A 24,388-nucleotide genomic window follows, 5' to 3' on the forward strand; every position below is an offset into this window, starting at 1 on the left:
TTGCGGTGTAACATTCCACCCGATTTCCTATTAGATGAAAATAGTGTTTGTAAGGTAAATTATGATCGATCAAAAATTGCTCAGCATTCTTGTGTGTCCCGTTACCAAGGCTCCTCTGGACTATGTAGAAGAAACGCAAGAATTAGTTTGTGTTGCCAGCGCTTTAGCTTATCCCATTCGCGATGGCATTCCTGTGATGCTAGAGAGCGAAGCTCGACAGTTGACCATCGAAGAAAAAGAAATGTACCAACAAAAACATTAGATGTGCCCTTCATTCAGAGACATCGTCTCGTAACAAAAAATGGATAGTAAGCGCGCTTAATCAAGTCTTCTAAGGAGCGGTGTATGAGTGAAGAAACACTATTTACAAAAATTATAAACGGAGATATTCCTGCCGATGTACTGTTCGAAGATGAACAGTGTATTTGTATTAAGGACATTCATCCGCAAGCGCCTACCCATGTGTTGGTAATTCCACGTAAACCAATCCCTCGACTATCAGACGCTAGCGAAGCAGATAAAGCCCTCTTAGGGCATTTAATGTTACAGGTTGGTGAGATAGCCCGAAAGTTAGGGGTAGACGATGCTTTTCGGGTTGTGATTAACAACGGAGAATCGGCGGGCCAAACGGTCTTTCATCTGCACCTTCATATATTAGGGAATAAAACATTTGATGAGGGATCGTTAGGCATGCATTAGGTGTGCTGTAGGCATCTTTCAAATACATAATACCTGTGAACCACCTGTATCGATTTTATCGATAAGTTAACTGATTAAAGAGATTGTATGAAAAGCTCAGAAATTCGAGAAGCGTTTTTAAATTACTTTGCCGAAAACGGCCATGAAATAGTGGGTAGTAGCTCATTGGTTCCTGGTAATGACCCAACGTTGTTGTTTACAAATGCAGGTATGGTGCAGTTTAAAGATGTATTTCTAGGGGATGACAAGCGTAGTTATCGCCGAGCGACCAGTTCTCAACGTTGTGTTCGTGCTGGCGGAAAGCATAATGATCTCGAAAATGTCGGTTACACCGCTCGTCACCATACGTTTTTTGAAATGCTGGGCAACTTTAGCTTTGGGGACTACTTTAAGCGTGATGCGATACGGTTTGGCTGGGAATTTTTAACTAAAACACTAGGTTTGTCGCCTGAACGTCTCTGGGTAACAGTACATACTAGTGATGATGAAGCGGCTGATATTTGGCTAAATGAAATGGGTGTGAGTGCTGAGCGCTTTTCTCGGCTAGATGAAGATAATTTTTGGCAGATGGGTGATACAGGGCCATGCGGGCCGAGTTCAGAGATATTTTATGATCACGGTGCGCACGTACCGGGCGGCCCTCCCGGAAGCGAAAACGATGACCTTGATCGGTATATCGAAATTTGGAACCTTGTGTTTATGCAGTATGAGCGCCAAACGGATGGCACTCTTATTCCGTTACCTAAGCCTTCCGTTGATACGGGAATGGGGCTCGAGCGTATTGCAGCCGTTATGCAAGGCGTACATAGCAATTATGAAATTGATCTGTTTCAAGCGCTATTGAAAGCCGCCGCTAGTGCAACGGGCTGTACCGATTTAGAGAACAAATCATTGCGTGTTATTGCAGACCATATCCGGTCGTGCTCGTTTTTGGTGTGTGATGGTGTGCTTCCGTCAAACGAGGGGCGCGGTTATGTCTTGCGTCGAATCATACGAAGAGCCGTTCGACATGGTCATCAGCTAGGTCAGAGTGAGGCTTTTTTCAGTACGCTAGTAGCCGCTCTCGTGGAGCAAATGGGCGAGGCGTATCCGGAACTTGTAGAACTGCAATCACAAATAGAGCGTGTTTTGCGCGCAGAAGAAGAGCAGTTTGCAAAAACCCTTGATAAGGGAATAGGTGTGCTAGAAGAGCATCTAAAAACGTTGAAAACATCGGTCATTCCTGGTGAAACGGTATTTACGCTTTACGACACCTACGGCTTCCCCGTCGACCTTACCAACGATATCGCTCGGGAGCGCGATCTAACGTTAGATATGCCAGCCTACCAGGCATTAATGGAAGAGCAGAAGCAACGGGCGCGCGCCTCTGGCGCTTTTAAAGTCGATTACACGGAGAATTTGGCCGTGGATGGAGACACCGCATTTGTAGGCTATTCTAATTTAGAAAGCGTGGGCGACGTCACGGCGCTGTTAAAAGGCGAATTGTCTGTAACACAACTAAACGAGGGAGATGAGGGCGTCATTGTTCTCGCTCAAACCGCGTTTTACGGCGAATCTGGCGGCCAAGTTGGCGACACAGGCTATATCTCAACTGTTGCGGGTAAGTTTGAAGTTAGAGATTGCCAAAAAAGTGGTAACAACCATTTACATATTGGCGTGATGCTAAGTGGCAGTATCGGTATGGGCAATACTGTAACGGCAACCGTGGATGAAAACGTGCGTGGGGCGACGGTCTTAAATCACTCTGCGACGCATTTGTTGCACGCGGCCCTCAGGCAGGTTCTTGGGAGTCACGTCGCCCAGAAAGGTTCGCTTGTAGACTCCCAGCGTTTACGTTTTGACTTTTCTCACTTCGAAGCGGTTAGTGCCGAAGAGCTTGCAGAAATTGAAACGATCGTAAATGCGCAAATACGTGCAAATACACCGGTTACTACTGACCTGTGTGATATGGACGCCGCCCAAGAGAAGGGCGCAATGATGTTGTTTGGTGAGAAATACGGAGAGGAAGTGCGGGTGTTATCAATGGGGAATGGTTTCTCTGTTGAATTGTGTGGAGGAACTCATGCAAAACGAACGGGTGATATCGGCGTAATGCGTATAACGGCTGAGTCTGGTATTGCTGCTGGCGTTCGACGCATAGAAGCGGTTACAGGGGCTGAAGCATTGGCTGTTATCGATCTTCAGGCGAATGCACTGCACAACGCCGCTCGTAGTCTTAAGGCTTCCCCAGAAACATTATCGGAAAAGCTAGACCAGTTAGTTAGCCACAACAAGCAGTTAGAAAAAGATTTGGCTGCATTGAAAAGTCAATTGGCTGCAGCTTCTGCTGATGATTGGTTAAGCGAAGCTGTTGAAATTAAAGGTATTAAAGTTTTAGCGAAAACCTTAGACGGTGTAGATGCAAAATCACTTCGCGATACGCTAGATCAACTAAAAAATAAATTGGGTACTGCAGCGGTTATTCTTGCGGCCGTTAACGAAGGGAAGATTTCTCTCGCGGCGGGTGTTAGCAAAGATGCTACATCTCGTATTAAGGCCGGTGATATTGTTAAGTATGTAGCGAGCCAGGTGGACGGAAAAGGGGGCGGTAGGCCAGACATGGCGCAAGGTGGCGGAACAAATGTTGATGCGCTCCCCACGGTAATGGCTGGTGTTGTGAGTTGGATAGAAAGTAGTCTTTAAATTTAATGTGCGGCTCGATATTAATACGTTAAATTTAATTAATGTAACAAGTTAATGTTTAATTTTCGCTCTATCACTTTTTAGTGAAAGGGCTATTAATAATTTAAGTGTGTCGAGTGTGTTAACAGTATGAGTGTATTCGTACAAAAATTTGGTGGTACCTCTGTTGGCACCACAGAAAAGATTAAGGCCGTTGCGGAAAAAATAATCAATTTTCGTCAGCAGGGTCATGAAATTGTCGCAGTAGTTTCCGCAATGAGTGGAGAAACCAATAGACTCATCGCGTTGGCAAGCGAAATGCAAGGACAACCAGAGCCAAGGGAAATGGACGTACTCGTCTCCACTGGCGAGCAAGTGACCATTGCGCTCTTGTGTATGGCATTGCGAGAAAAAGGCTACGACGCGCGGTCGTATACTGGCGGTCAAGTCCGTATTCTTACGGATAATGCGCACATGAAGGCGAGAATCCAAGACATAGACGTGGCCAATATGCGGGCGGATTTGGATGCAGGGCGTGTAGTTGTGGTTGCTGGCTTTCAAGGCGTGGATGAAAGGGGCAATATCACGACATTAGGCCGAGGAGGCTCTGATACAACAGGTGTTGCTTTGGCGGCTGCATTAGATGCGGATGAATGCCAGATTTATACTGACGTTGACGGCGTTTATACCACGGACCCACGAGTGGTTGATGGCGCTAGACGGCTTGAGCGTATTACATTCGAGGAAATGCTAGAAATGGCCAGCCTTGGATCGAAGGTGTTGCAAATACGCGCTGTTGAGTTTGCCGGAAAATATAATGTACCGCTTAGGGTTTTGTCTGCCTTTGAAGATGGGCCCGGTACTTTGATCACAACTGACGAGGAAGACGATTCTATGGAACAGCCCGTTGTCTCTGGTATCGCTTTTAACCGAGATGAAGCGAAAATATCCATACTAGGCGTACCCGATACGCCGGGCGTGGCCTCGAAGGTGTTGGCGCCAATTGGGGACGCTAATGTTGAGATTGACGTAATTGTTCAGAATATCTCCGCCGATAAAACGGCTGATTTAACGTTTACTGTCAATCGTACAGATATGCAGAAGGCTAAAGGGGTACTGGATACTGTTGCGAAAGAGCTTGGTGCTCGAGAGGTAGTTGCTGACGACAATATTGCAAAGATCTCAATTGTAGGTGTCGGAATGCGTTCTCATGCAGGAGTTGCTTCTAAAATGTTTAAAACATTGGCAGCAGAGAATATTAATATTCAAATGATCACAACATCGGAAATAAAAATTTCCGTCATTATTGCAGAGAAGTATCTTGAACTCGCTGTAAGGGCATTACATTCCGCTTTTGAGCTAAATGTAGAGGTTTAAGGGAATAAAAAGAGAAATATTGAGTAATTCCTTGGAAAAAGATGACAGCGCTGTCATCTAATGTGACAATTCGCCCATTGTGATTCTCAACTAAAAAAAGTTGGCTGGTTTATATCTATTGTCCATGCTAAAACTGTCTTATTAGGCTTTAGTAACTAAAATAAATTTAGGACTGGTTAAGAAAACCAACAGCGGATGCCAACTGCACGACAATAATACCGCTGGCACGAGCAGGATGAATCGAAGGAGATTAGTAATAATGTTAATTTTAACCCGCCGTATTGGTGAAACCTTAATGGTTGGCGACGATGTAACCGTCACTGTTTTAGGGGTAAAGGGCAACCAGGTTCGTATCGGCGTAAACGCACCTAAAGAAATTGCCGTTCACCGAGAAGAGATCTATCAGCGTATACAGAAAGAAAAGCAAGAGCAGGCAGAACCCGGAAATAGTTAATACGGGCACTCACGCCACTAAGCTAGCGTTCGTGCAACCTAATAAAAGCCAAAGTGAGTGATCCTTACTTTGGCTTTTATTTGAAAAAAATGAAGACAAACCTTTGATTTTTCTGAGCAAATTGCTATTATCCCCGCCCACGAAAAGCTTAGTTATAAAAGTTTAGTTTTTAAGCATATTGTGGCTAAGCACCAAAAAATACGGAGAGGTGGCCGAGTGGCCGAAGGCGCTCCCCTGCTAAGGGAGTATACCTTGATCGGTATCGAGGGTTCGAATCCCTCCCTCTCCGCCATATAAACCCGTGTAATACGGGGCTTTCAGGGTAGAAAGCATTGAAACAGGACTATATTGGGACTGTTTCGGGACTACCCACAAAAAAGGCTGCCGTTTGGCAGCCTTTTTTGTGTAGGAGGCTTTTATCATTGCCGCCATCGTTCAAATCTTGCAGCGTTTTACTCTCTGGCTTGCACGCTTAAGCCCATCACACCCTCTTATTGAAAAAAACCGATTAGTTGGCCTTTGCTAAGGGGGTTGTCTTACGGATAAATCAAAAAAGTGAAGTAGAGTTTTTACGGTCGTGGCTGAGGGTAAAACCTGAGTGCCAGCGTGACAGCCGAACGAGCTCAATATACACGGTGATTAATGAGGTTCTTGCCGACGACCGTTTAATTGCCAGCGAGTGCCTCTAATTACACACAATTCTTAGTGACTTTTGCGATTAAGTAATAGATCGCGATAACCCTCAGCACCCAATAATCAAACTTAAGCTCGCCCCGCCTACAAGCCTTGACCTTAACGCGCCCAAAGCGGGTGTCGATATTTTTTACACCGAAACCAGAAAAAGAGAAGAGAAAAGGAAGCGTTAAAGACAAAGTAAGCCAGCCTGTAAACCTAGCGTCAGGTGATGACCTTGAAATGAGCTATTGTAGTGCCGAGGGTGATATTTCTGAGCGAATAATAATCTACCGTAAACCAAGCGAAAAAAACGGCCACACTTATATTGGCGGTATTGGCACTATGCGTCACAGTTATCGAACGTTTCGTGCCGACAGAGTGTTATCTGCCGTTCATATCCCTACGGGGGAGTGGTTTTTTGGCTTTGAGACTGCTCTAGCCTAGCCAAGCCCCAACGGCTTATTGGCAATCTCAGCAAAGCTCACAGGCTGGTCTTCTTGAATAAATATACCGTAATGGCGCCGGATCATTGATTCCGATGAGTGCCCTACCTGCGAAATAATCCAATTTATCGGCATGCCAATAGTTAACATCTGGCTTATAAGTGTGTGCCTGCACTGGCTTGGGCCTCTATACCTCACCTTTGCATTGATTAAGTGATTATTCCATCACTTACGAAAGCCTTGATTGTGACCAAAAGGCTCGTCGGAGGATGTCTTTATCCAAACCGGTCGGAAGTTTAATTCACGCACTGTCCTGTTATCTCTGTCGGTCATGGTTATCTCAATAGGGCTTTCGTGGCTATTCATATCATACTGCCGTCTCAAGGCGTCCAGAGCCGGTTTAAGGCGCTCAACAGCGCGTCTAGGTCGGCGGTTTTTCGTGGTTCTATATTGTCCAGGCACTAAGCTCATTTCATAGCGAACGATTTCGTTTTCAAGATCAACCGCATCTCAGCTCATAGCCATCAACTCAGCAAAGCGAGGGCCAGACCAGAGCCAGTACTCGGCCATATTCAGTTCGTTTCGTCTTTGAGTTGGGGTGGCAACAATAAGATTAATCTCGCGCCGGGTAAAAACATCGGGGGCATTCGGGTCAGGCTGGGCCACCTTCACCGCCTTTGTGGGGTTGTAGTGCAATCGCTTACGAGCGCCAAACAAATAAAACACCTGCGACGTTATTTACACACTGTCTTTAATGCTTTTACTGGACAGTTTCAAAAGGTCGTCGCTTATCCAAAGCGCTATGTCAATAGTGTCTATTTTTTCAATCAGCCGCTTACCCCATTCTCTAGAATGCCACCGGTCGTAAGCCACATACGTGAGACCACCGACCTTCCGTTTTTTTATAGTCAGCCAAATATCATCGTAATGAACAAGGGTGAGCTCTGCCAGCAAAAATAATTGGGTACCCATGCTAACGTCATTGTATGTGCAATCCAAATTCTGCGGATACTTGTGAAGGACGTGGCCGACAAGTATCCGTTACATATACCAACGGCAAGACGCTGAGCGACTGGACGCGCAAACGTGCTGATAGTAAAAAAGGAACGCTGTATTACTGTCACCGAATGTCGGTTGTAGAACCGGTTTTTGGAAACATTGGAAAGAATGAAGAATTAAATCGTTTCTCTTTGCGCGGAAAGGAGAAGGTGCAAGGGCAGTGTTATTTATTTAGTTATGATACATAACATTGAAAAGATTAATAATTACGGACAATAGCGTAAATGCACGGACATAATCACTCTTATGCGACGTAAACTCGCATAAGAGTGATTATGTTAACGAAACCTGCTTAAATAGAAGACAATTAAAATAATTGAAGCGCCTTGTGGATAACTGATTATGTTTTTCTACAGGCTCGTTATGCAATCGTTTCTCCATCAGGTTGAGTGCCATAACTAAATACATCTGTAATTGGTACTTTAAAAACGAGAGATATTTTAAATGCTACCTCTAAACTGGGAGAATATTTGTTTGACTCAACGGCGTTGACTGTCTGTCTTGTTACGCCAACTAAATCAGCTAATTCTTTTTGAGTCATCTCCGCGGCCAAAAATCTCAACGTTCGAATTCTATTTGAAATAGTAAATTCTGAGTTTGGCATTATTTATATACCCTTACGGTAATAAAATACTTGAACTGCCTTGTCTACAACTTCAGAGATCACCAAAAAAAGAATTAAAAGATTAAGAGTAATAAATAAGTTTTGTAGCTTTAGACTGCCTAATATGGCAATTACAATGCCTGCAGCTAGTATAAATGCTTTGATTTTAGTGGCTTTTAATTCTATCAATTTGTCTCGCTCGTCTTCATTCTCTGGTTTATTAAAGGCCGCAGCCAAAACGTGTCCCAGAATGTTTAAGATGACGAGTGCTACAATTAACCAAATGAAACGAGGGATTAAATTAGACGGAAGGCTTTCGGTAATCGTGTAATCTAAATTTAGAAAGTAACCTCCAAATACTAATGAAAGAGTAACTATCTGAATCCAGAGGCTTTTTTCTTTAAACGTAATACCCATGATTTTGTCCAGTATTGTTGACTTGGTGTAAAATATATTAGACGTTTCGCGCTATGTCAAATATTTTTTACACGCACAAAAATAATCGCCACAAAAATAATCGGACACCCATGTTAACGCCGAGTTAAAACTAAGACGCCTAATAAAAGAACATAACGGGCAATGGGATCGCAGTCAAAAAGCGTGGTATTTACCACATAAACAGGTGCGTACACTTGGTTTAGAGCACAAAGTGGTATTAGGCTTAAACGCGCCCTCAATTCACGAACTTTAACGTCGTACTGACATATATCCACGCTGTATAAATACTATTGCTATATGCCTAGATTTAGGTATATAAGTATAAGTGTTGTGGAAATGCGTCTTAACGACGTTGAATAAACTGTTAAAGGCTGTTCGTGGTTTTAGGGTTTTCCACCAACGAGTTAGCAGTGATCGTCCGCCTCTTTCAGTCCGTGTGTTTAACCGGTAAAGTGGCTTGTAATAAAGACCGCGTCAACGTGGCACCAATGGAGGGTTTAGCGTGTTGTATCCATCTCAATCCATCCGTTCCCTGTGTTCCGTTTTGTCGTCAACTAATAATCAAGGGCAGTGCTTCGCATTTGTTTGTGCCGGGCTAAGTCCAGCACAATTAGCTAATACAGTGCTGCCCTTAACAAGTTTAGCCATGCGACGCCCAAAAGGCGGGCGCACATGCTAAAGGCGTTAAATGTACGAGGCAAGCATGAACAAACTATTGCTATTACTCTTAGTTTTTCCATTTCCCGTTTGGGCCGTGGATTGTGATAAGGCAAAGCTCTCATATTTGCTGGAGAGAGTAACAGCTCAGGAAGATATTTATGCCGTTCAATTTGCCCTAGATTTAGGAGCGAATCCAAATGGAGTAACTGAAGCGATTTCAATAAAGTGTTTTGCGGGAATGCCAACATCTGCACCCTTAATGCATGCAGCCTTTCAAGAGGATACAAAAATTCTTGAGCTGTTATTAAAAAGTGGTGCATCTCCAAATGTAGGTTGTTGTGATGCTACAGCTCTCCAAATAGCAAAAAACAACAAGAATCCAAATGCAGCTAAGTTGCTAAAACAATATGGTGCCAAATAAAACATTTAACAAGTTTGTCCAGTTGACGTATTGGTCTACGCTTCGTTTTGGCGTGGCTGCGCCACTTTACGCCAAAACTACACTACAACCAAAACGCAACTGACAAAGGCGTTAAGTGTCTTATGAGAATATCTCAATCTAAGAAAGGATTTTGGCTGTCATTTATTGTTTTGTTATTAGTTATGTTTTCTACGGGTGTCGCCCTACATGATTGGTTGGCTGCTATATTGGTTGTTTTTGTAACTATGTCTTTCGCAATTGGGGTGGCATTTAATAAAGATAAGCCACGTATGGCTGGTGCGTATGGTGGTGCTGTTGCGGGTTTGGGAATTTCACTACTTTTTCTATTTTTTGGTCCGATCCAGTTTTACGGCTAACCACTTAACAAGCACAGTCACGATCAGCCAGCAAAAACACGCTGGCTTGGACAGCCTACACTCCGCGCCTTTTGTGTATTCGCTGTGCTCATTTTCACACAAAAGGCGCTACATTACGGCTGCCCGTGCTGTGAGCGTTATAACCACTCAACATCAGAGTAATCTATGTCAACCGCCGAGGAAATATTTGTAGGATATGTTGCAATTCATTCATCACAACAGATGTACTGCGAACATGGCGCCTGCATAGTGGCTGGAACACAATCCTTTATGAATAAATATTTAAAGGCATCGTCCAGCGAATCAAAAGAGTATCAAAAACGTAAGACATTGTTCCATCAAATAGTTGACGGTATGGAAATGGGTGGAGCATATGCATTTGATCTAGAGTCATATAAAATATTTAACTCATTGGCCAAGAAAGTTGGCTTAAATTTAATTCAAGAAGATAAGCCTCCTGCTATTTCAGGCCAGAGCTTTATCTTTATTAGTTTGGAAAAGTTATAACAAAAACATCTTGCCGATATTTTGGCCAACGCTTGAAAAGCAGCGTTAACCAAAATACGGCAAATGTTGGCGTTAAGTGGCATGAGCATCGAAGAGATTAAAACTGAAAATATAAATGCTATCGTGGAAGTTGGCCTTCATGAATCTTGCATGAGAGATCGTGACGGCTACTATTCTGGTGTTCGGCCAAATCATTGGATGCCTGGACGTGACTATTGCTTTATGGGTCAGCTGGACTTCATTAATACTGATCTTTTAAAACCAGGAGATACTTGCAGAGCAAATGGAAGATTTATAATTGCATCACAGGATGTTCCCGAATTTAAGCCTGGTTATTGTTGGCATATTTGTGAGGCAAACAAAATAATGGGCTATGGTAGGGTCGTTGAAATCACAGGCACTTAACAAAGCAAATCAGCATCAGTCGCTGCGCTCCTTGGACAGCCTTGCCGTCGCTTTTTTTATGCATGGCTTCGCCATTTTCGCACAAAAAAATCAACAACAAGTCTGCCGCTGTTTGCGGCGTTATACGTTTTTATCGAAGTATGAATAAATATTTAGTTTCAGTGCTGGTAATTTTCCTTAGCATCTTTTCAGCTGCTCTGACTTATTATCACTACATACATACGGGTGACACTGTTGCCAATTACGTAGGCTATTTCGTTTCATTGGTGGTGTTGCCCATTTTGTGGGCTGTTATTCCCGCTTTGGTAATAATTGCAATAAAATTTAGTGCACTTAAAAATATGCAAAAATGGCTGCTAATTTTGTTTCCCCTGATTCTACAGTTAATACTTGTAGGTGGAACATTTTGGGTTCTTCAATATGCTCAGCATTAGTACCTTACGTATAACAAGGCTAGCCAGCTCCGCCCCTCTGGGGCTGGACCTCCGTTCCGGCGATTGTTTTTGTGTTGGACGCTACGCTAACACAAAAACAATCACCTTCACTACGGCCGCTGCTAGCGGCGTTATACATCAGGTGCTAAATGAAGAAGTTCATACTACTGTCTATCCTTTGCTTTTCAATGCCATTAATTGCCGGTGAATGGCGAACGCCGCATTCTTCAAAGGATATATCTAGGTTTCTTGAAAATGGTTCTGACTTAGAAGGGAATTTTGTAGGTGTAACTGGAAAAGTGCTCAAAACAGCTATCGGTCACAAAGGCAAACCTCTATTCTTAATTTCCGTCTCTGACGATTTCGGATCAAAAACGATAGCTGTAGGCTCTCTTTTGAATGCAGAGCTTTCGGTTGGCGATGTTTTAGAAATATTAGGTGACGTAATACCAATACAAGAAGGCGATACGAAAATTTCTAAAATCACGAATGAAAAGGTCATGGTGTTAGGGCTTTGTATCGTAAATAAGACAAAGGGGTATGCTAGTGGCGCTGAACCCGCACAGGCGCTATGTAATGAGTGGTATTTAGAGAGCTTTCCTCGGTCGTACAAAGATGTATAACAAGGCAATGAAAATCGCCCACAAAAAAACGTGGGCTGGACTCGCTAACGCTCGCCTTTTATTGCAGCGTTAGTGCTCAATAGGAATCAACATGGAAATGTCGGAAGCTTTATCTTTAGGAATCGGTGTTATTGGCACAGCTATCGCTATTTATCAGGCGGCGGTAATCAGGGAGAATAAAAAAAGGAAAAGAGAAATTCAGTATCTCTTAGCCGGTGTAAATAATGCGGCCCTTCAAAAGCAAATTTCGTGGCAAAATAGAATTAGCACCTTGCCAAAATTGGAAACTGATAAAGACTGGGAGTTAGGGAATACCCTGATGCGTGCCAGAGATGACTGCCAAGAAATTGCCAGCTTAACCGTAGCATTAGAGGGTGCAATCGATGTAGATTATTCTGCAATCAAAGCTATGATGCAAAAATTTATCGACACAACAAAACAGAATAATGAATTACAGGCGGAAGGGCTTAAAAATCCGACCCTTAAACATAATCGTGAGTCTAGCGAAGAAAAGCACTAACAAGGCAAGCAAACGGACGGTTTCACCGCCGCTTCTTTTGGCGTTACTTGTCTATTAAAAAAAGTTTGGTGTGTGTTTAAGTATTGGTAGGGTGTTCCTAAATTCGTCACCCTCCGTCAAGTTTAGGTAAGCCACCTTTGGTCGCTTACAACGTGCTTCGTAAGACACAGATTTGGTAATCCGGTAAAGCTTCGTTGCAGAAAGCGCAACCAAGCTTTACCTAGTAAAGGGAACTTGCGGCTTATTCCTCCCGTTTGTTCCTTTCTGTTGGTTGCCATAATCACTTGTTGTTTTGGGTCAATTTTATGCCTTCTGTTTTGGCTATCCCACGGTTATAGTTGGGGCTAACCAAAGCTTCAGGCTTTTTAAACAAATAAAGCAATTGGCGTAACAGCGTAGTTCAAAGTGAGTAGGTGTTTGGTACAAGTAACAAACCAAGCCAGAAGGACTTACTTTGCTGTCGCTTCGCTCCAAAACGCAAAGTAAGCCTCTGCTTGGGGCGTTCAGTATCAGCCTGAATTTCACCTTAAGGAGTAGAGAGTGTCATCGTTAGATTCATATCGTAGAAATGTGACTAAAAAACGAGAGGAAATTTCTAAGTTGCAGCAGGGAAAAGCAAAAGAGCAAACAAAGATTGCCAATCTTTCCAGTAAGGTAAATTCTGCTTCACAAGCGTTATCTCGAACCAGCAGTACAAGCACCGCGAAATCGAAGCTACGTGAGATAGAAAGATATCAAAAGGATCAGGCGACATCGGAAAAGAAAGTAGCTGATTTTGACAGCAAAATTGCACGAAAGCATAAAGAACTTTCTGATGAGCAAAAGAAAGTGTCAAGGGAAGAGGAAAAAGAGAGCAAGAAAAGGCAAAGGGAATCAGAACAACAGGCTAGATCACACCAGTCTCAAATGAACCAAATAAGCAGCACGCTGGACAAGCATGAGGATATGCACCAGAGCACTATTGCTACTCTGAATACACTTCAAGACCTTCCTGAAAAAATTGTAGTTCTATTTTTAGCTTCAAATCCAGCTGATGCTCAACAGCTGAGGTTGGATGAAGAAGCACGCTCAATTGGAGATATGATTAGAAAGGCCAAACACAGGGATTCAGTTTCATTTGAGAGTAGATGGGCAGTTCAGCCAATGGATGTCCTGCAAGCAATAAATGAGTTAAATCCTACAATAATTCATTTTAGCGGCCACGGCTCAGACTCTGACGAGATAGTATTTCAAGATGCTAGTGGCAATGCAAAGCTGGTTAGTAAAGAGGCTATTGTACAAACCATGATGGCCTCATCAAGCTGTATTCGCTTAGTTTTCTTTAATACATGCTATTCATATAACCAGGCAGCAGCAATCACTCATCATGTAGAAGCAGCCATAGGCATGAATACTAGTATTGGTGATGAAGCGGCTAGAGTATTTTCATCACAATTCTATTCTGCAATAGGGTTTGGTCTTTCGGTAAAAAAAGCATTTGAACAGGCTAAGGCTTTGGTGATGATGGAAGGACTTAACGAAGAGAATACGCCAGAGCTTTTTGTGCAAGAAGGTTTGGATTCAAATAACTTAATTATTGTGCGTCCAGAAGGTCTAGAAGAAAAGTCCTTGAAATCTGCAGAATAAATACTGAACAAGGCCATGCACCAGACTGCGGCGCTGAAGCGCCTCCGCTAGTGATGGCAGCGTTATGGCTCTACGAGGAAATAAGTTGAAAGTTCTATCGTTACTAATATTATTTTTGGTATCTTCATGTACTGTCGGTACAGTTTATGAATTCGAGAGTGTTTCTGATACTAAGGAAATAGAACTTTATTCTGATGAACATATCGTGTTGACTGTCCAGCCGCTTGTTGGAAATAGAAGTCTGATTAGAATATTTTCGCTTGAAGATAGCGTGTCTGTAAAAATTGAATCGATTCGTATTTCTGTTAACGGAGATGGTCAAGAGTTAAAATCTAGAGATAGTACAGTAATTCCTGGGGCTCGCATTCTTAAAAGAAACCAGAGTTACGAGCTGGTGACGAATTATGAGATTTCTAAATTGCCGAAAACTATTCATGGCTATTTTTATGTAAAGATTCAAATTAACAGAAATATGTACGAAAATACGCATAAGTTTAGTATGCGTAAAAGAAACATAGGGTATTTTGAAGCTTTGCAAAGCATCTAAAATGCCATAACAAGCGCATGTTGTCGGACTGGTTTTCCGCTGCGCTCCAAACCAGCCGCAAATGCGGGCGTTAGGCATAGAGAAGATATGGAAATTTATAACACACCAGAGTCAAACGTCGAAATTGATAAGTTTCAGTCAGCACCAAGTGTTTTCTGGAAAATATTTTTTTGGATTCATATTGTTTTAATTCTATTTGTACCCTTTGCATTTATCGAAAGCAAAGAGCTTCATTACCTAGATTATATTGATGCAGCAATATTCCTCCCTATAGTGGCCTTTTGCCTTTATTGCTACGCATATTCAAAAAGGCCTATTGGTAGTAAGATTTATTCAGTGCTCTTTTACTCATATTTTTTATGGGCAATATTTTATGAGGGGGTTGCACCTTATATATTGGAAGTTCCATCCTACGGAGAAGAGGCTTTTATTGATTTATGGGTTATTATAATTCCGGTTTTCCTTATTCCAACGCTGTTTGCTCAATACATGCTTACAAAGCCAATAAATGCCTAACAAAGCTATCAAACTCATTCCAGCGCTTCGCGCTTCCACTGGACAGCCAAAACTGCGTTTTGTCTGCCGTTTATAGCGGCGTTAGGAGGCAAGTTCGAGTGTTGCTGATGTTCATATTTTCTCTCTGCTTCGTAGTTATCGGTTGGTCTGGAATATTGACGGCCAGATACTATTCTGCTGTAAAGAAGCATGAACCCGAAATTTGGAAGAAAATTGGTGAACCCAATATCATAACTATGAGAGCGACATTTTATGGTTTAGAAAATTCGCCCCTCTTTCTGGAAATAGAGAGTAAAGAAGTTTTGTCGCTAGCTAAGCGAAGTAAGCAATCTCAGAAAGTAGTATTGGTTTCCTTTTTTGTGCTTTTCTTAACAATAGGCTGGAGCGTACTAAATGTCTCCTAACAAGTTACTCCACCCGACGTTTTGGTCTACGCTCCATGTTGTACATGGCCTTCGGCCATTTTGCACAACATTCCACTTCAACCAAAACGCGGCTGAGTAAGGCGTTAGCTGTTTTCGTGAAACTAGAGATTTTCTATGGATAAAGAGATACCTGAACACTTAAAAAAATGGAATTGGGGTGCGTTCTTTTTAAACTGGATTTGGGGTGTAGGAAATAACACCTATTCTGCGTTTAAAATATTTATTCCGGTATATGGGTTCTACTATATTTTCAAGCTTGGTGCTCACGGTAGCGAATATGCATGGAAAAACGGGACATGGAGAGATGAAGATCATTTTGTAAAAGTACAACGAAACTGGTCGCGAGCGTCATTTGCGTATATAGGGCTCTGCTTTCTTCTCGCACTACCATTATTTTTCATGGTTGGTCATTTGTTCAGGAATTCTGAACCTTACATTATGTCAATGGCGCTGCTCGAAGGCTCGCCAAAATTTAAAGAAGAGATCGGAGTTCCTTATGACGCAGGTTTTATAACCGGAAACCTGTCTACTTCTGGGCATCAAGGAAGCGCAAATATGTCATTTGGAGTTGATGGGGCTAGAGGCGAAGCAAAAATTTATATTAAAGCTGAAAAAGACATGGATATCTGGAAATTACTTTGTGTCAAAACAGAATACATAAACAGTAGCACAGTCGAACTTCTCGGTGAGTGCGCAAATGGCAGCTAACAAGGCGCTCAATAGGACATTTTTTACTCCGCTTTTTTTGCGGTGGCTACGCCACTTTACCGCAAAAACGCTACGTAAAAAATGCCTATTAGCTTGGCGTTATGAGCTACCAGCGAGTTGTCGCCAAGGTCTGTTTTAAGGCCTAAATTGGAATTATTTTTATACGTGCTATGGAATGGCTATCTCCCTTTGATTTCCACTTTCATTCCATTTAGAAAAGTAATAGGCTAAAGCCAATTACAACGCGCTTTCGTAGCCTTTGTTTGGCAGTTTTAATCCGGTTTAACTAAATTGTAAAAACACACAAATTAGTTAAACCTCGTTGGTGCTAGTCATCAAGTTTGTGCCTGTTGGGTAAATAGTCTTCAGGTGTGTATTATTTATTGGCTTTTAGGCAACGCTGCTTTAAGTAAGGTCAAAAGCATCTATGGGGTACTAATCTATTTGGTTAGTATAAAAAATAAGGTGTTGCAGGTGCAGTTAGTGGTCTCTCATAACAATGCCCATCAGGCTCGCCCGCAAGCGGGCTGGACCTCCGTTCCGGCGCTTGCTTTGCGGTTGTCGCTTACGCTACCGCAAAACAATCACCTACACTGCGGCCCCTGTGGGCGGCGTTACTTGTCTATTAAAAAAAGTTTGGTGTGTAGTTAAGTTTCAGTAGGGTGTTCCTAAATTCGTTACCCTCCATCAAGTTTAGGTAAGCCACCTTTGGTCGCTTACAACGTGCTTCGTAAAAGGTAGATTTGGTAATCCGGTAAAGCTTCGTTGCAAAAAAGTGCAACCAAGCTTTACCTAGCAAAGGGAGTTTGCGGCTTATTCCTCCCGTTTGTTCCTTTCTGTTGGTTGCCATAATCACTTGTTGTTTTGGGTCAATTTTATGCCTTCTGTTTTGGCTATCCCACGGTTATAGTTGGGTCTAACCAAAGCTTCAGGCTTTTTAAAAAAATACAGCAATTGGCGTAGCAGCGTAGTTAAAAGTGAGTAGGTGTTTGGTACAAGTAACAAATCGCTGCACACGGACGCATATTGCTACGCTCGTTTTTATGTATGTCGCGGTGCTCCATTTTACATAAAAACGCTCTCCGCAATATGCGCCGGTGAGCTCGGCGTTAAATAGCTCGGCAACATACTATTTATACGGCGTGAAGATTTCAGTTTTAAACTTACATTTTTAGCTGTGTAGTGGTTTTAAATATTATGCTAGTTTCATAACGAAACAGTTCGTTTAGCTCTACCAGCATTAAACCGTGCAAACCACTCTAAAAGTCTGTTTTAGTATTTTAAGCTTTACTGGTTTCAAGCATATTTTAGTAACTCGTAAAAAGTGTTATTTTCGAGCGGGTAGTTTTAATGAAGAAAAAAGCAGAGCGGGGTAGTGGTGTAAAGTTTACCGGTCGTTCTTCTTAGGGTTTTCAGGTTTAGCGTTTACGGGTGTTCATGTAGCGTTGTTCGCCACTTTGGTAGCAAAGCTCCATTTGCGTTCCGCAACGCAGTGTTGGTGTTGTTTGGTGTATCGCCATTTAACAAGGCCATCATGCTGCGCCAGCAAGCTGGCTGGACAAATTTTCCGTTGTTTGTTTTGTGCTTTAACGCTACGCTAGCACAAAAAAACAACTCCAAATTTGCCGCATATGGCGGCGTTAGCTGTAAGGCATAGAAATGAAGAGTATCGCTATATTATTTGTATTGTTATTTTCATGCTCGTCTTTAGCTGAAGATTTACGGGTTTGCCCAAAGCAGGAGCCATTCCCTGCACACTCGGAAAAGCCTGAACTCTCCGAAGATGATTATGAGTACGAGAAGCATATTTATGAGCTTAAGTATGACGAAATTAATGATATCTCATATAAAAAATACCAAGCAGCATTTGAGTATCTAGAAAATGACTTGCCTAGACAATTAAAGGTTTATGGTGATTTCACTAATTCATCTGAGTTGTCAGGAAACTTCCGTTACCATACTTCAGCGATTAATGCCTATACGCTTAGGAAGCGAGCACTTGTGGAATTCTACCAATACGGTAAGGGTGAAAAGATCAATGAATTTTGTAAGTATCTATCAACACTGGAGTATCACCCATAAATACAGCTAACAAGGCGTGCCAGCTGACATTTTGGTCGGCGCTTCGTTTTGTGTATGGCTACGCCATTTTACACAAAACTACACACCAACCAAAATGCAGCTGCACTTGGCGTTATGCGTCTTAACGGCTGGTAGAGTAGGGCTTGGAATTCATTGGTGTTGTTTACTGTAAAAGTCTCATCTGGTTTCGAAGAGTTTACGTGCATCCTCCGTTTACTTTAGCAATCAGCACAACAGCGTCAAAACGCTACCAGTATTCTAGTCTTCACGTTTATAGTTTTTTGGTTTTTCTTGTATTCGTAGTTGTAACTCTATTTTCGACGGGTACTTGGCTCAGATGTAAAGCTAGGTTAATCTCAATGGTTGTTGGTAGTGGCTTTGGGTTTTAAGTCTAAATCAAAGCTATTTTTACTAAATTTATGGCTTTGTTGTGTGTGGTGAACGGGGTGTTTTGTATATATAGAAAGTCGCATAACAAAGCTATCGTAGGGACATTTATTGCTACGCTCCGTTTTGGGGTGGCTACGCCACTTTACCCCAAAACTCCACTCCACAATAAATGCCCCACATAGCGGCGTTACGTGTCTTGGCAAAGTATGGAGTAATAGAATTGGAACAAAACGTAGAAACATGGCCTCCTTGCCAAGCATTTTATATAGAAAGCATGTTATCTATTACTTCCTCTGCGATTGATTCTACTGAGAAATTGGCAATAATTTTCAATCCAAACGAGGATTTGTCAGATTTACAACATGAAGAAATATTAGATTGGGTCCAAAATATCGTAACTCAGGCTGCCGCTTTGTCTCGCTACTTTTGGGCTGTTAAAAAGAAAGAAAAAATCCACAAACAACGTTCTCAGTATCTTCGTCGTGTATTTGGCATATCTGAAGAAAGCGCGATAAAGAATCGTGACTTAAGAAATCTAATTGAGCACTTTGATGAAAACCTAGATGTTTTTGTTAGCAAGCCAGTTGTAGGTACTATCTTGCCAAACTATGTGGGCGAGGAGCAAGACACTCAAGGTGTCCCACTGCATGTATTTCGTGCTTTCTACAATAGAATTGGAGTATTTGAAGTTCTGGGACATCGCTTTGAGCTACAGCCAATCGTAGATGAAATATACGAAATCCATAGAAAATTGGTTTCGTTTTCTGAGTCGGGGTATGTTTTTCGCAATGCAGTATAAAAACGTAACAAGTCAATCAATGTCGCCCCTGCGGGGCTGGACCTCCAAACCGCTGCGCGGTTTTCCGGCCCATTATTGAGGCGTTAGCTCTAAAGTATGGAAATAGAACTCGGAATATATGGGAAGATTATTTTTTGGTGTTTAGCGCTTTTAATATTCCTGTATGAGATTTATCAGGTTTTAAAAGGGAGAGCCTCCGATAGTTGGCGAGCACATACAGCAAAGGTCACAGACGTTCGTATCGATACACGGATAGATGATGGAGTCGAGGAGAGTAAGCCTAGTATCAAATATCATTACTCATACATGGGCTCTTCTTATAGAGGTAGTAAGATTAAGTATGGTGGTCTTTGGTCTAGTAAGTATGGCAACGCAACTACAATGCTGTCGGGTATCGTCAAGGGAAGTGATGTAACCATCTACGTCAATCCCAAACGTCCCTATCAGTCCGTTTTGTATCGCGGGTATCAAGGTAGTGCTGTCTGGTTTATTTGCTTTATGGCTGTGTTTTTCTTCATCGCAGTCCAGAGCTAACAAGGCAGTCAAATTGACGGCTATTCCGTCGCTTGTTTTGGTGGCGGCCGCTACGCTGCCACAAAAACAATCAACTACATAGCCGCAATTTACTGCGGCGTTAGAGTAATCTCATGCAAAACTATACCTTCAAAATATTAATACGAATTTGGCATCCGACAATAGATCCAAAGATAATTTCAGATAGCCTAAATATCGAGCCAAATAGAACTTGTACGAGCGGTGAACAAAGATCAACACCCAAAGGTACATTGTTGGATGGTGTATATTCTGAAACTTATTGGTATACCGACCCCTATAACCGAGGTGAGTGTGCTTCGACAGACTATTTAGTTGAAGATTTAATTGAAGAAACTGTTTCGCTGCTTGAACCTCACATTTCTTTTATGCATAAATTAATTGATGATGGCGGCAGAATCCATCTTCAGGTAAGTACATATGGAGACCGAAATTATGCAATTGAACTTTCTCCCTCCATGCTACAAAGGTTATCATCATTGAAAATAAGTTATCTTCAAGATGTGTACTAGAGTAAATTACTCTAACAAGGCAAATCACATTCGCCCTTCGGGCTGGACGTCGCTGACGCTCCGCCTGTGTTTGCGACGTTATGTGGAATATGTCGTATGAAGGAAAAATATCTTGTTTATCATGATTACGGAAAAGGATCGGTTTGGTTCTACTTATATTCAGGGTCGATAGAGGATATAGAAAAAATATACCCCGAGTTAAAGCTTGCAAAGGAAGAGCCTATTTGGTTTACCGATGAAATTAGAAAAAACTTAGAGGAAAAACTAACTTGTGATATTGACGACAGTTCCCATGAGATGTTGCAAGCATTACTAAAAGACCGTGTTATAAATGGGTAATGAACTTTCAAAATCACATAACAAGTTTGTCCATTTGACGTTTTGGTCTACGCTCCGTTTTGGGGTGGCTATGCCACTTTACCCCAAAACTCCACTACAACCAAAAAGCAAATGACAAAGGCGTTACATTCACAAACTGGGTTGTAGAAAATTTTAAATGAAAATAGCGCTTTCACTAATTCTGATTGTGGTCAGTATTTCAGCTAGAGCTAATACGCTGGAAGACTTCTATTATCAGCTCCCCATTTTTATTTGCTATGACGATGTGTATCTTGGGTGCAGAAACGGAGAAACCATTGAGGCGTGTACAAAAGGTTTGGTGCAACACCGAGAGCCTTGCGTAAAAAACAGGAACATTGATTCGATGGAGGTTTTAACCGAGGCTATGGGTTGTATGGTGTTAAAGCACTCAGACGTCGAAACTATAGAAGAATTCGAAGCTAAGTGTAATGGAGGTATGAATATCAATATTACCAAAGCGAAGGAAAAAGTCGAAAAAGCTGATCATGACTGGGTGCTCGAATTATTAAAATGAATGTAACAAAACAATCAACCGGACTTCGCTAAGCGTGGTTCGCTTTGCTCACAATACCACGCTTAGCTTCGCTCGGTTATTGTGGCGTTATAGCTTATGAAGATATTTTCACAATTTACCCGAAAAAATGTCATGGCCGTGGCATTAGGCCCTCTAGCAATTATTCCAGCTTCATTTTTGCTTGCATATGCTGAGGTGGTATTTAGGGGGCAAAGTGTGCAAGTAGCACTGGGAGAGCTATTTCCGCTTTACGTGGTAGTAGGTTTACCAATCGGTTATTTGGTAACCTTTATTGTTGGCATACCTACAGTTTTAGTTTTAAATAAATTAAACAAGCTTAGTCTTCTAAATATTACATCTGTATGGCTTGTTCCGCTTTCAATATTTAGTTTGTTTCAAGAGCCTATAATTCTTTTTTGGGCTTTTTTCACATTTCCAGCCTTTGCAGTTACAGTTGGCTGCTGGAGGTTGTATAAACTTGTGGTGTAAAAGCTATAACAAGTTACTCAACCACCGCTCCGCCTGCGGCTCCGCTGGACAGCCAAAGCGCCGTTCGTTTTGTGCATTTGCTTCGCAAACTTTCGCACAAAACGCTCGCCACTTTGTCTGCCGGTTAGTAATGCGTTATGTGTAGCTAATAATGAAGAAAGTTTTTATCTATAAGTTTCGCGGTACTTATTCTGGGGGGTCAGACTATGACTACCATGCACCAGTCGCAGGGCATACGCATAGCTGTTTGATCTTTATTGCTCAAGAATCCGCTGAAATTGATACATTATCAGCAAGAAATGAAATCGGCCGTTTTGGATTTGTAGATTTGGAAAGTGTTGATGGGAAGCGAATGAGCGTAGAATCACTTAATACTCAAATGTATCAAGGGTTTTCGGGTTTTTACGAAGAAGCGCTTCGCGAAGGTAGCTCTCTTGTATATTACCCCAACACATAACAAAGCTGTCATAAGGACATTTTTTGCTTCGCTTCGTTTTGGGGTGGCTTCGCCACTATACCCCAAAACTCCACTACACAAAAAATGCCTCATACAGCGGCGTTATGTGTCCAACAGGAGTTACGCTTGATCGAATATTTTGGGTGGTTAAGTACAAGTTATTTGATTGATGAGTCTGAAATGTTGGCTTCGATAAAATCTATCCAAGGTGAATTTCCTGCCTCGGTATCCTATGTTGAAGGTATGAGCCATATTTCGTTTAGCGCTAACCCTATTAATGGAGAGGTTGTTCTAAACAACTTGGTTGTATTTATATCTGGTTTAGAGGTGAAGTTTTCTGGGTGCATTTATATTAATAACCCAAATTTAAATCAGTATGAGTATTTTGAAGTAATAAAGATCGTGGAAGATCGTGCAACAAGAATTCAGGACAGAAATTTTACAAAACAGGAAGCAATGAGTATATTTGGTGTAAATACTTAAATTATCAAGCGAAGTGTATCAGGCACATAACAAACATAGCCAAGTCGACATTTTTTACGGCGCTCGTTTTGTGCCAGCGTAGCGACCAGCACAAAACGAGCGCCGTAAAAAATGCGCTTGCTATGGGCGTTAAGCATCTGAAGGAAACGAAGAAAATGGAGAATTCAAATGGTTGGCCGACGCGATCCTAGTGAGTACATCTATATTGAAGCGGTTCTAAACTGGGATTCGAGACGTGCCGAAATGAGACTTAATCCCGTATTTGGTCAGCCCTTTCCGGAAGATATGTACATTGAGTGTTCTAAAGAAATTAGGGCGCTGCATCCAGGAACTAGAATTAGGCTTAAAGTTGTAGAGAAGAACCCAAAAGGAAAACATCATCAGAAGCATTTATATAGTAGCTATAAATGGAACTATGAAGTTCTTGATTAGCGAAATGCTTAACAAGTCAAAGCAGCAACGCCACTACGTGGCTGGACGCGCTAACGCGCGCCGCTGTTTGAGGCGTTATGGAGCTACAGGCTGAGAGTGAAGGTTTTAACTTCAATATCGATAATTGTATTAGTTGCTGTAATTGCATACCTATTTACAGGTTGGGAGGAATGCTCCTTCGAAGAAAAGTATGCGACTGAGCGAATAATCGATGTGCTTAATAGAGCAAGCCTAGATCCAGCTTTCTTAAGCGCTCCAAGCTTTCAAAAAGAAGATTGCTCTTATAGCTATATGTATAAAGATGAAAGCAATAAAATACATTACATATTTACTGGTTGGGGTGAGGTTCACAAATGGGACTATGCAAATGGTGAAGGCCCATAACAAGGCTATCAAAAATCGTTCCGGCCAAAGAGCGGCCTCCACTGGACGCGCTAACGCGCGCCTTTTATAGCGGCGTTACATTTGTAATTACTAGCTCGTAGCTGATTGGAGTTGATATGAAGTTTATAGTGGTTATTGTTGGAGTTGTTGTATTTTATTCGTCAATAGATTTCTTCTCGGGCTCGACTTTTAAATCTCTAGTATCGCCAGTTTTATTCGGTGTATTTTTGATATACCTAATATGGTTAATTTGGGTCAAGTTATTCGGCGTATACAGAGCGCCAAAATTGACCGAAGGTGAAAAAGACACCATAAAAATAATTCGAAAATATCAACCATCAGGAATGAAGAAGTTCGGAAGTGGTAAGCTTGATGAAGATTGGGAGTAAGGTTCATTGCTCCCACATGAAAATGTAACAAGGCCATCAAAAAACGCGCTTTCAGCGCTGGACTCGCAACAAGTTGCTCGCCTTTTATGGCGAGATTAAATAGCTCGGCAACATACTATTTATACGGCGTGAAGATTTCAGTTTTAAACTTACATTTTTAGCTGTGTAGTGGTTTTAAATATTATGCTAGTTTCATAACGAAACAGTTCGTTTAGCTCTACCAGCATTAAACCGTGCAAACCACTCTAAAAGTCTGTTTTAGTATTTTAAGTTTTACTGGTTGCAAGCATATTTTGGTAACTCGTAAAAAGTGTTATTTTCGAGCGGGTAGTTTTAATGAAGAAAAAAGCAGAGCGGGGTAGTGAT

At 41.9% G+C, this 24,388-nt stretch carries 33 protein-coding genes and 1 tRNA gene; 29 read left to right on the forward strand and 5 right to left on the reverse strand.

Translation table 11 applies throughout. The annotated features are described in order from the left end of the window. The first annotated feature begins 61 nt into the window (after positions 1-61). The 7 genes from H5647_RS11035 to H5647_RS11065 all read left to right on the forward strand — a co-directional run bounded on the left by H5647_RS11035 (position 62) and on the right by H5647_RS11065 (position 6,310). On the forward strand, positions 62-262 hold the full coding sequence (locus H5647_RS11035; protein ID WP_045858574.1) for a Trm112 family protein: 201 nt from the start codon (positions 62-64) through the stop codon (positions 260-262). Between the two features lie 83 nt (positions 263-345). Further along, positions 346-699: a histidine triad nucleotide-binding protein gene (locus H5647_RS11040; protein ID WP_045858576.1), complete on the forward strand. Its 354-nt coding sequence runs from the start codon at positions 346-348 to the stop codon at positions 697-699. 87 nt (positions 700-786) lie between these two features. Next, positions 787-3,381 (forward strand): alanine--tRNA ligase, encoded by a 2,595-nt coding sequence (gene alaS, locus H5647_RS11045; protein WP_045858578.1) that lies wholly within the window; start codon positions 787-789, stop codon positions 3,379-3,381. Positions 3,382-3,510: 129 nt separating this feature from the next. Next, positions 3,511-4,737, forward strand: coding sequence for an aspartate kinase (locus tag H5647_RS11050; protein WP_045858580.1), 1,227 nt, complete (start codon positions 3,511-3,513; stop codon positions 4,735-4,737). A 259-nt stretch (positions 4,738-4,996) separates the two neighbouring features. Beyond that, positions 4,997-5,191 (forward strand): carbon storage regulator CsrA, encoded by a 195-nt coding sequence (csrA, locus tag H5647_RS11055; protein WP_045858582.1) that lies wholly within the window; start codon positions 4,997-4,999, stop codon positions 5,189-5,191. 202 nt (positions 5,192-5,393) lie between these two features. Continuing rightward, positions 5,394-5,483, forward strand: a tRNA-Ser gene (locus tag H5647_RS11060). A gap of 518 nt (positions 5,484-6,001) precedes the next feature. Then, the gene (locus H5647_RS11065; RefSeq protein ID WP_045858583.1) at positions 6,002-6,310 is read left to right on the forward strand and encodes a hypothetical protein; all 309 of its coding nucleotides are present in this window, start codon (positions 6,002-6,004) and stop codon (positions 6,308-6,310) included. A 224-nt stretch (positions 6,311-6,534) separates the two neighbouring features. Here H5647_RS11065 and H5647_RS11070 read toward each other — a convergent pair whose 3' ends face one another. The 3 genes from H5647_RS11070 to H5647_RS11080 form a co-directional block, all read right to left on the reverse strand. Continuing rightward, positions 6,535-6,675 (reverse strand): hypothetical protein, encoded by a 141-nt coding sequence (locus tag H5647_RS11070; protein WP_162926365.1) that lies wholly within the window; start codon positions 6,673-6,675, stop codon positions 6,535-6,537. Positions 6,676-6,819: 144 nt separating this feature from the next. After that, positions 6,820-6,975 carry a hypothetical protein gene (locus tag H5647_RS11075; RefSeq protein WP_200911580.1) on the reverse strand — a complete coding sequence of 52 codons (156 nt, stop codon included), beginning with the start codon at positions 6,973-6,975 and terminating at the stop codon, positions 6,820-6,822. A 72-nt stretch (positions 6,976-7,047) separates the two neighbouring features. Then, positions 7,048-7,281, reverse strand: coding sequence for a hypothetical protein (locus H5647_RS11080; protein ID WP_052692030.1), 234 nt, complete (start codon positions 7,279-7,281; stop codon positions 7,048-7,050). A gap of 14 nt (positions 7,282-7,295) precedes the next feature. Here H5647_RS11080 and H5647_RS22420 point away from each other — a divergent pair, with 14 nt between their 5' ends. Further along, the gene (locus tag H5647_RS22420) at positions 7,296-7,556 is read left to right on the forward strand and encodes a transposase (RefSeq protein ID WP_121495368.1); all 261 of its coding nucleotides are present in this window, start codon (positions 7,296-7,298) and stop codon (positions 7,554-7,556) included. Between the two features lie 173 nt (positions 7,557-7,729). Here H5647_RS22420 and H5647_RS11090 read toward each other — a convergent pair whose 3' ends face one another. After that, positions 7,730-7,972, reverse strand: a complete 243-nt coding sequence (locus H5647_RS11090) for a helix-turn-helix transcriptional regulator (protein ID WP_045858585.1) — start codon at positions 7,970-7,972, stop codon at positions 7,730-7,732. A 3-nt stretch (positions 7,973-7,975) separates the two neighbouring features. Further along, positions 7,976-8,389: a hypothetical protein gene (locus tag H5647_RS11095; RefSeq protein WP_045858587.1), complete on the reverse strand. Its 414-nt coding sequence runs from the start codon at positions 8,387-8,389 to the stop codon at positions 7,976-7,978. Between the two features lie 724 nt (positions 8,390-9,113). Here H5647_RS11095 and H5647_RS11100 point away from each other — a divergent pair. From H5647_RS11100 to H5647_RS11200, 21 genes are all read left to right on the forward strand, one after another. After that, positions 9,114-9,491, forward strand: coding sequence for an ankyrin repeat domain-containing protein (locus H5647_RS11100; protein WP_162926366.1), 378 nt, complete (start codon positions 9,114-9,116; stop codon positions 9,489-9,491). Positions 9,492-9,613: 122 nt separating this feature from the next. Then, positions 9,614-9,868, forward strand: a complete 255-nt coding sequence (locus H5647_RS11105; RefSeq protein WP_045858591.1) for a hypothetical protein — start codon at positions 9,614-9,616, stop codon at positions 9,866-9,868. Between the two features lie 165 nt (positions 9,869-10,033). Continuing rightward, positions 10,034-10,375 carry a hypothetical protein gene (locus H5647_RS11110; protein WP_045857954.1) on the forward strand — a complete coding sequence of 114 codons (342 nt, stop codon included), beginning with the start codon at positions 10,034-10,036 and terminating at the stop codon, positions 10,373-10,375. 81 nt (positions 10,376-10,456) lie between these two features. After that, positions 10,457-10,780 (forward strand): hypothetical protein, encoded by a 324-nt coding sequence (locus H5647_RS11115; RefSeq protein WP_045856755.1) that lies wholly within the window; start codon positions 10,457-10,459, stop codon positions 10,778-10,780. A gap of 583 nt (positions 10,781-11,363) precedes the next feature. Further along, on the forward strand, positions 11,364-11,837 hold the full coding sequence (locus tag H5647_RS11120; protein WP_162926367.1) for a hypothetical protein: 474 nt from the start codon (positions 11,364-11,366) through the stop codon (positions 11,835-11,837). A gap of 91 nt (positions 11,838-11,928) precedes the next feature. Beyond that, the gene (locus H5647_RS11125) at positions 11,929-12,357 is read left to right on the forward strand and encodes a hypothetical protein (RefSeq protein ID WP_045858597.1); all 429 of its coding nucleotides are present in this window, start codon (positions 11,929-11,931) and stop codon (positions 12,355-12,357) included. A gap of 540 nt (positions 12,358-12,897) precedes the next feature. Continuing rightward, entirely contained in the window at positions 12,898-13,983 is a 1,086-nt protein-coding gene (locus tag H5647_RS22155) for a CHAT domain-containing protein (protein ID WP_121495369.1), read from the forward strand. Positions 13,984-14,068: 85 nt separating this feature from the next. Beyond that, positions 14,069-14,530: a hypothetical protein gene (locus H5647_RS11135; RefSeq protein ID WP_162926368.1), complete on the forward strand. Its 462-nt coding sequence runs from the start codon at positions 14,069-14,071 to the stop codon at positions 14,528-14,530. A gap of 87 nt (positions 14,531-14,617) precedes the next feature. Continuing rightward, a complete protein-coding gene (locus H5647_RS11140) occupies positions 14,618-15,046 on the forward strand; it encodes a hypothetical protein (RefSeq protein ID WP_045858600.1) in 429 nt (142 codons plus the stop codon). 539 nt (positions 15,047-15,585) lie between these two features. Beyond that, positions 15,586-16,179, forward strand: coding sequence for a cytochrome c oxidase assembly factor Coa1 family protein (locus H5647_RS11145; protein WP_045858604.1), 594 nt, complete (start codon positions 15,586-15,588; stop codon positions 16,177-16,179). 1,659 nt (positions 16,180-17,838) lie between these two features. After that, positions 17,839-18,261, forward strand: coding sequence for a hypothetical protein (locus H5647_RS11150; RefSeq protein WP_045857268.1), 423 nt, complete (start codon positions 17,839-17,841; stop codon positions 18,259-18,261). Positions 18,262-18,871: 610 nt separating this feature from the next. Next, positions 18,872-19,450 carry a cell cycle checkpoint control RAD9 family protein gene (locus H5647_RS11155; RefSeq protein ID WP_052692121.1) on the forward strand — a complete coding sequence of 193 codons (579 nt, stop codon included), beginning with the start codon at positions 18,872-18,874 and terminating at the stop codon, positions 19,448-19,450. A 96-nt stretch (positions 19,451-19,546) separates the two neighbouring features. Then, positions 19,547-19,984 (forward strand): DUF3592 domain-containing protein, encoded by a 438-nt coding sequence (locus tag H5647_RS11160; RefSeq protein ID WP_045856527.1) that lies wholly within the window; start codon positions 19,547-19,549, stop codon positions 19,982-19,984. 113 nt (positions 19,985-20,097) lie between these two features. Beyond that, positions 20,098-20,514, forward strand: coding sequence for a DUF4279 domain-containing protein (locus H5647_RS11165; protein WP_045858609.1), 417 nt, complete (start codon positions 20,098-20,100; stop codon positions 20,512-20,514). 96 nt (positions 20,515-20,610) lie between these two features. Beyond that, positions 20,611-20,853: a hypothetical protein gene (locus tag H5647_RS11170; RefSeq protein ID WP_045857270.1), complete on the forward strand. Its 243-nt coding sequence runs from the start codon at positions 20,611-20,613 to the stop codon at positions 20,851-20,853. Between the two features lie 157 nt (positions 20,854-21,010). After that, positions 21,011-21,388 (forward strand): hypothetical protein, encoded by a 378-nt coding sequence (locus H5647_RS11175; RefSeq protein WP_045856711.1) that lies wholly within the window; start codon positions 21,011-21,013, stop codon positions 21,386-21,388. A 96-nt stretch (positions 21,389-21,484) separates the two neighbouring features. Then, a complete protein-coding gene (locus H5647_RS11180; protein WP_045858610.1) occupies positions 21,485-21,877 on the forward strand; it encodes a hypothetical protein in 393 nt (130 codons plus the stop codon). Between the two features lie 151 nt (positions 21,878-22,028). Beyond that, positions 22,029-22,334: a hypothetical protein gene (locus H5647_RS11185; RefSeq protein WP_045856761.1), complete on the forward strand. Its 306-nt coding sequence runs from the start codon at positions 22,029-22,031 to the stop codon at positions 22,332-22,334. 126 nt (positions 22,335-22,460) lie between these two features. After that, the gene (locus H5647_RS11190) at positions 22,461-22,817 is read left to right on the forward strand and encodes a hypothetical protein (protein WP_045857974.1); all 357 of its coding nucleotides are present in this window, start codon (positions 22,461-22,463) and stop codon (positions 22,815-22,817) included. Positions 22,818-23,345: 528 nt separating this feature from the next. Further along, positions 23,346-23,633: a hypothetical protein gene (locus H5647_RS11195; protein ID WP_045858613.1), complete on the forward strand. Its 288-nt coding sequence runs from the start codon at positions 23,346-23,348 to the stop codon at positions 23,631-23,633. Between the two features lie 116 nt (positions 23,634-23,749). After that, positions 23,750-24,022: a hypothetical protein gene (locus tag H5647_RS11200; protein WP_045858615.1), complete on the forward strand. Its 273-nt coding sequence runs from the start codon at positions 23,750-23,752 to the stop codon at positions 24,020-24,022. Positions 24,023-24,388: the final 366 nt, after the last annotated feature.

Origin of the sequence: Teredinibacter purpureus (genome assembly GCF_014217335.1) — a bacterium.
GTDB classification, from domain to species: Bacteria; Pseudomonadota; Gammaproteobacteria; order Pseudomonadales; family Cellvibrionaceae; genus Teredinibacter; species Teredinibacter purpureus.

Excerpts from the sequence above, each read along its gene's own strand:
- H5647_RS11035 (WP_045858574.1), top strand. The coding sequence starts at position 62 with ATGATCGATCAAAAATTGCTCAGCATTCTTGTGTGTCCCGTTACCAAG.
- H5647_RS11040 (WP_045858576.1), top strand. The coding sequence starts at position 346 with ATGAGTGAAGAAACACTATTTACAAAAATTATAAACGGAGATATTCCT.
- alaS (WP_045858578.1), top strand. The coding sequence starts at position 787 with ATGAAAAGCTCAGAAATTCGAGAAGCGTTTTTAAATTACTTTGCCGAA.
- H5647_RS11050 (WP_045858580.1), top strand. The coding sequence starts at position 3,511 with ATGAGTGTATTCGTACAAAAATTTGGTGGTACCTCTGTTGGCACCACA.
- csrA (WP_045858582.1), top strand. The coding sequence starts at position 4,997 with ATGTTAATTTTAACCCGCCGTATTGGTGAAACCTTAATGGTTGGCGAC.
- H5647_RS11070 (WP_162926365.1), bottom strand. The coding sequence starts at position 6,675 with ATGAATAGCCACGAAAGCCCTATTGAGATAACCATGACCGACAGAGAT.
- H5647_RS11080 (WP_052692030.1), bottom strand. The coding sequence starts at position 7,281 with ATGGGTACCCAATTATTTTTGCTGGCAGAGCTCACCCTTGTTCATTAC.
- H5647_RS22420 (WP_121495368.1), top strand. The coding sequence starts at position 7,296 with ATGTGCAATCCAAATTCTGCGGATACTTGTGAAGGACGTGGCCGACAA.
- H5647_RS11090 (WP_045858585.1), bottom strand. The coding sequence starts at position 7,972 with ATGCCAAACTCAGAATTTACTATTTCAAATAGAATTCGAACGTTGAGA.
- H5647_RS11095 (WP_045858587.1), bottom strand. The coding sequence starts at position 8,389 with ATGGGTATTACGTTTAAAGAAAAAAGCCTCTGGATTCAGATAGTTACT.
- H5647_RS11100 (WP_162926366.1), top strand. The coding sequence starts at position 9,114 with ATGAACAAACTATTGCTATTACTCTTAGTTTTTCCATTTCCCGTTTGG.
- H5647_RS11105 (WP_045858591.1), top strand. The coding sequence starts at position 9,614 with ATGAGAATATCTCAATCTAAGAAAGGATTTTGGCTGTCATTTATTGTT.
- H5647_RS11110 (WP_045857954.1), top strand. The coding sequence starts at position 10,034 with ATGTCAACCGCCGAGGAAATATTTGTAGGATATGTTGCAATTCATTCA.
- H5647_RS11115 (WP_045856755.1), top strand. The coding sequence starts at position 10,457 with ATGAGCATCGAAGAGATTAAAACTGAAAATATAAATGCTATCGTGGAA.
- H5647_RS11120 (WP_162926367.1), top strand. The coding sequence starts at position 11,364 with ATGAAGAAGTTCATACTACTGTCTATCCTTTGCTTTTCAATGCCATTA.
- H5647_RS11125 (WP_045858597.1), top strand. The coding sequence starts at position 11,929 with ATGGAAATGTCGGAAGCTTTATCTTTAGGAATCGGTGTTATTGGCACA.
- H5647_RS11140 (WP_045858600.1), top strand. The coding sequence starts at position 14,618 with ATGGAAATTTATAACACACCAGAGTCAAACGTCGAAATTGATAAGTTT.
- H5647_RS11145 (WP_045858604.1), top strand. The coding sequence starts at position 15,586 with ATGGATAAAGAGATACCTGAACACTTAAAAAAATGGAATTGGGGTGCG.
- H5647_RS11150 (WP_045857268.1), top strand. The coding sequence starts at position 17,839 with ATGAAGAGTATCGCTATATTATTTGTATTGTTATTTTCATGCTCGTCT.
- H5647_RS11160 (WP_045856527.1), top strand. The coding sequence starts at position 19,547 with ATGGAAATAGAACTCGGAATATATGGGAAGATTATTTTTTGGTGTTTA.
- H5647_RS11165 (WP_045858609.1), top strand. The coding sequence starts at position 20,098 with ATGCAAAACTATACCTTCAAAATATTAATACGAATTTGGCATCCGACA.
- H5647_RS11170 (WP_045857270.1), top strand. The coding sequence starts at position 20,611 with ATGAAGGAAAAATATCTTGTTTATCATGATTACGGAAAAGGATCGGTT.
- H5647_RS11175 (WP_045856711.1), top strand. The coding sequence starts at position 21,011 with ATGAAAATAGCGCTTTCACTAATTCTGATTGTGGTCAGTATTTCAGCT.
- H5647_RS11180 (WP_045858610.1), top strand. The coding sequence starts at position 21,485 with ATGAAGATATTTTCACAATTTACCCGAAAAAATGTCATGGCCGTGGCA.
- H5647_RS11185 (WP_045856761.1), top strand. The coding sequence starts at position 22,029 with ATGAAGAAAGTTTTTATCTATAAGTTTCGCGGTACTTATTCTGGGGGG.
- H5647_RS11200 (WP_045858615.1), top strand. The coding sequence starts at position 23,750 with ATGAAGTTTATAGTGGTTATTGTTGGAGTTGTTGTATTTTATTCGTCA.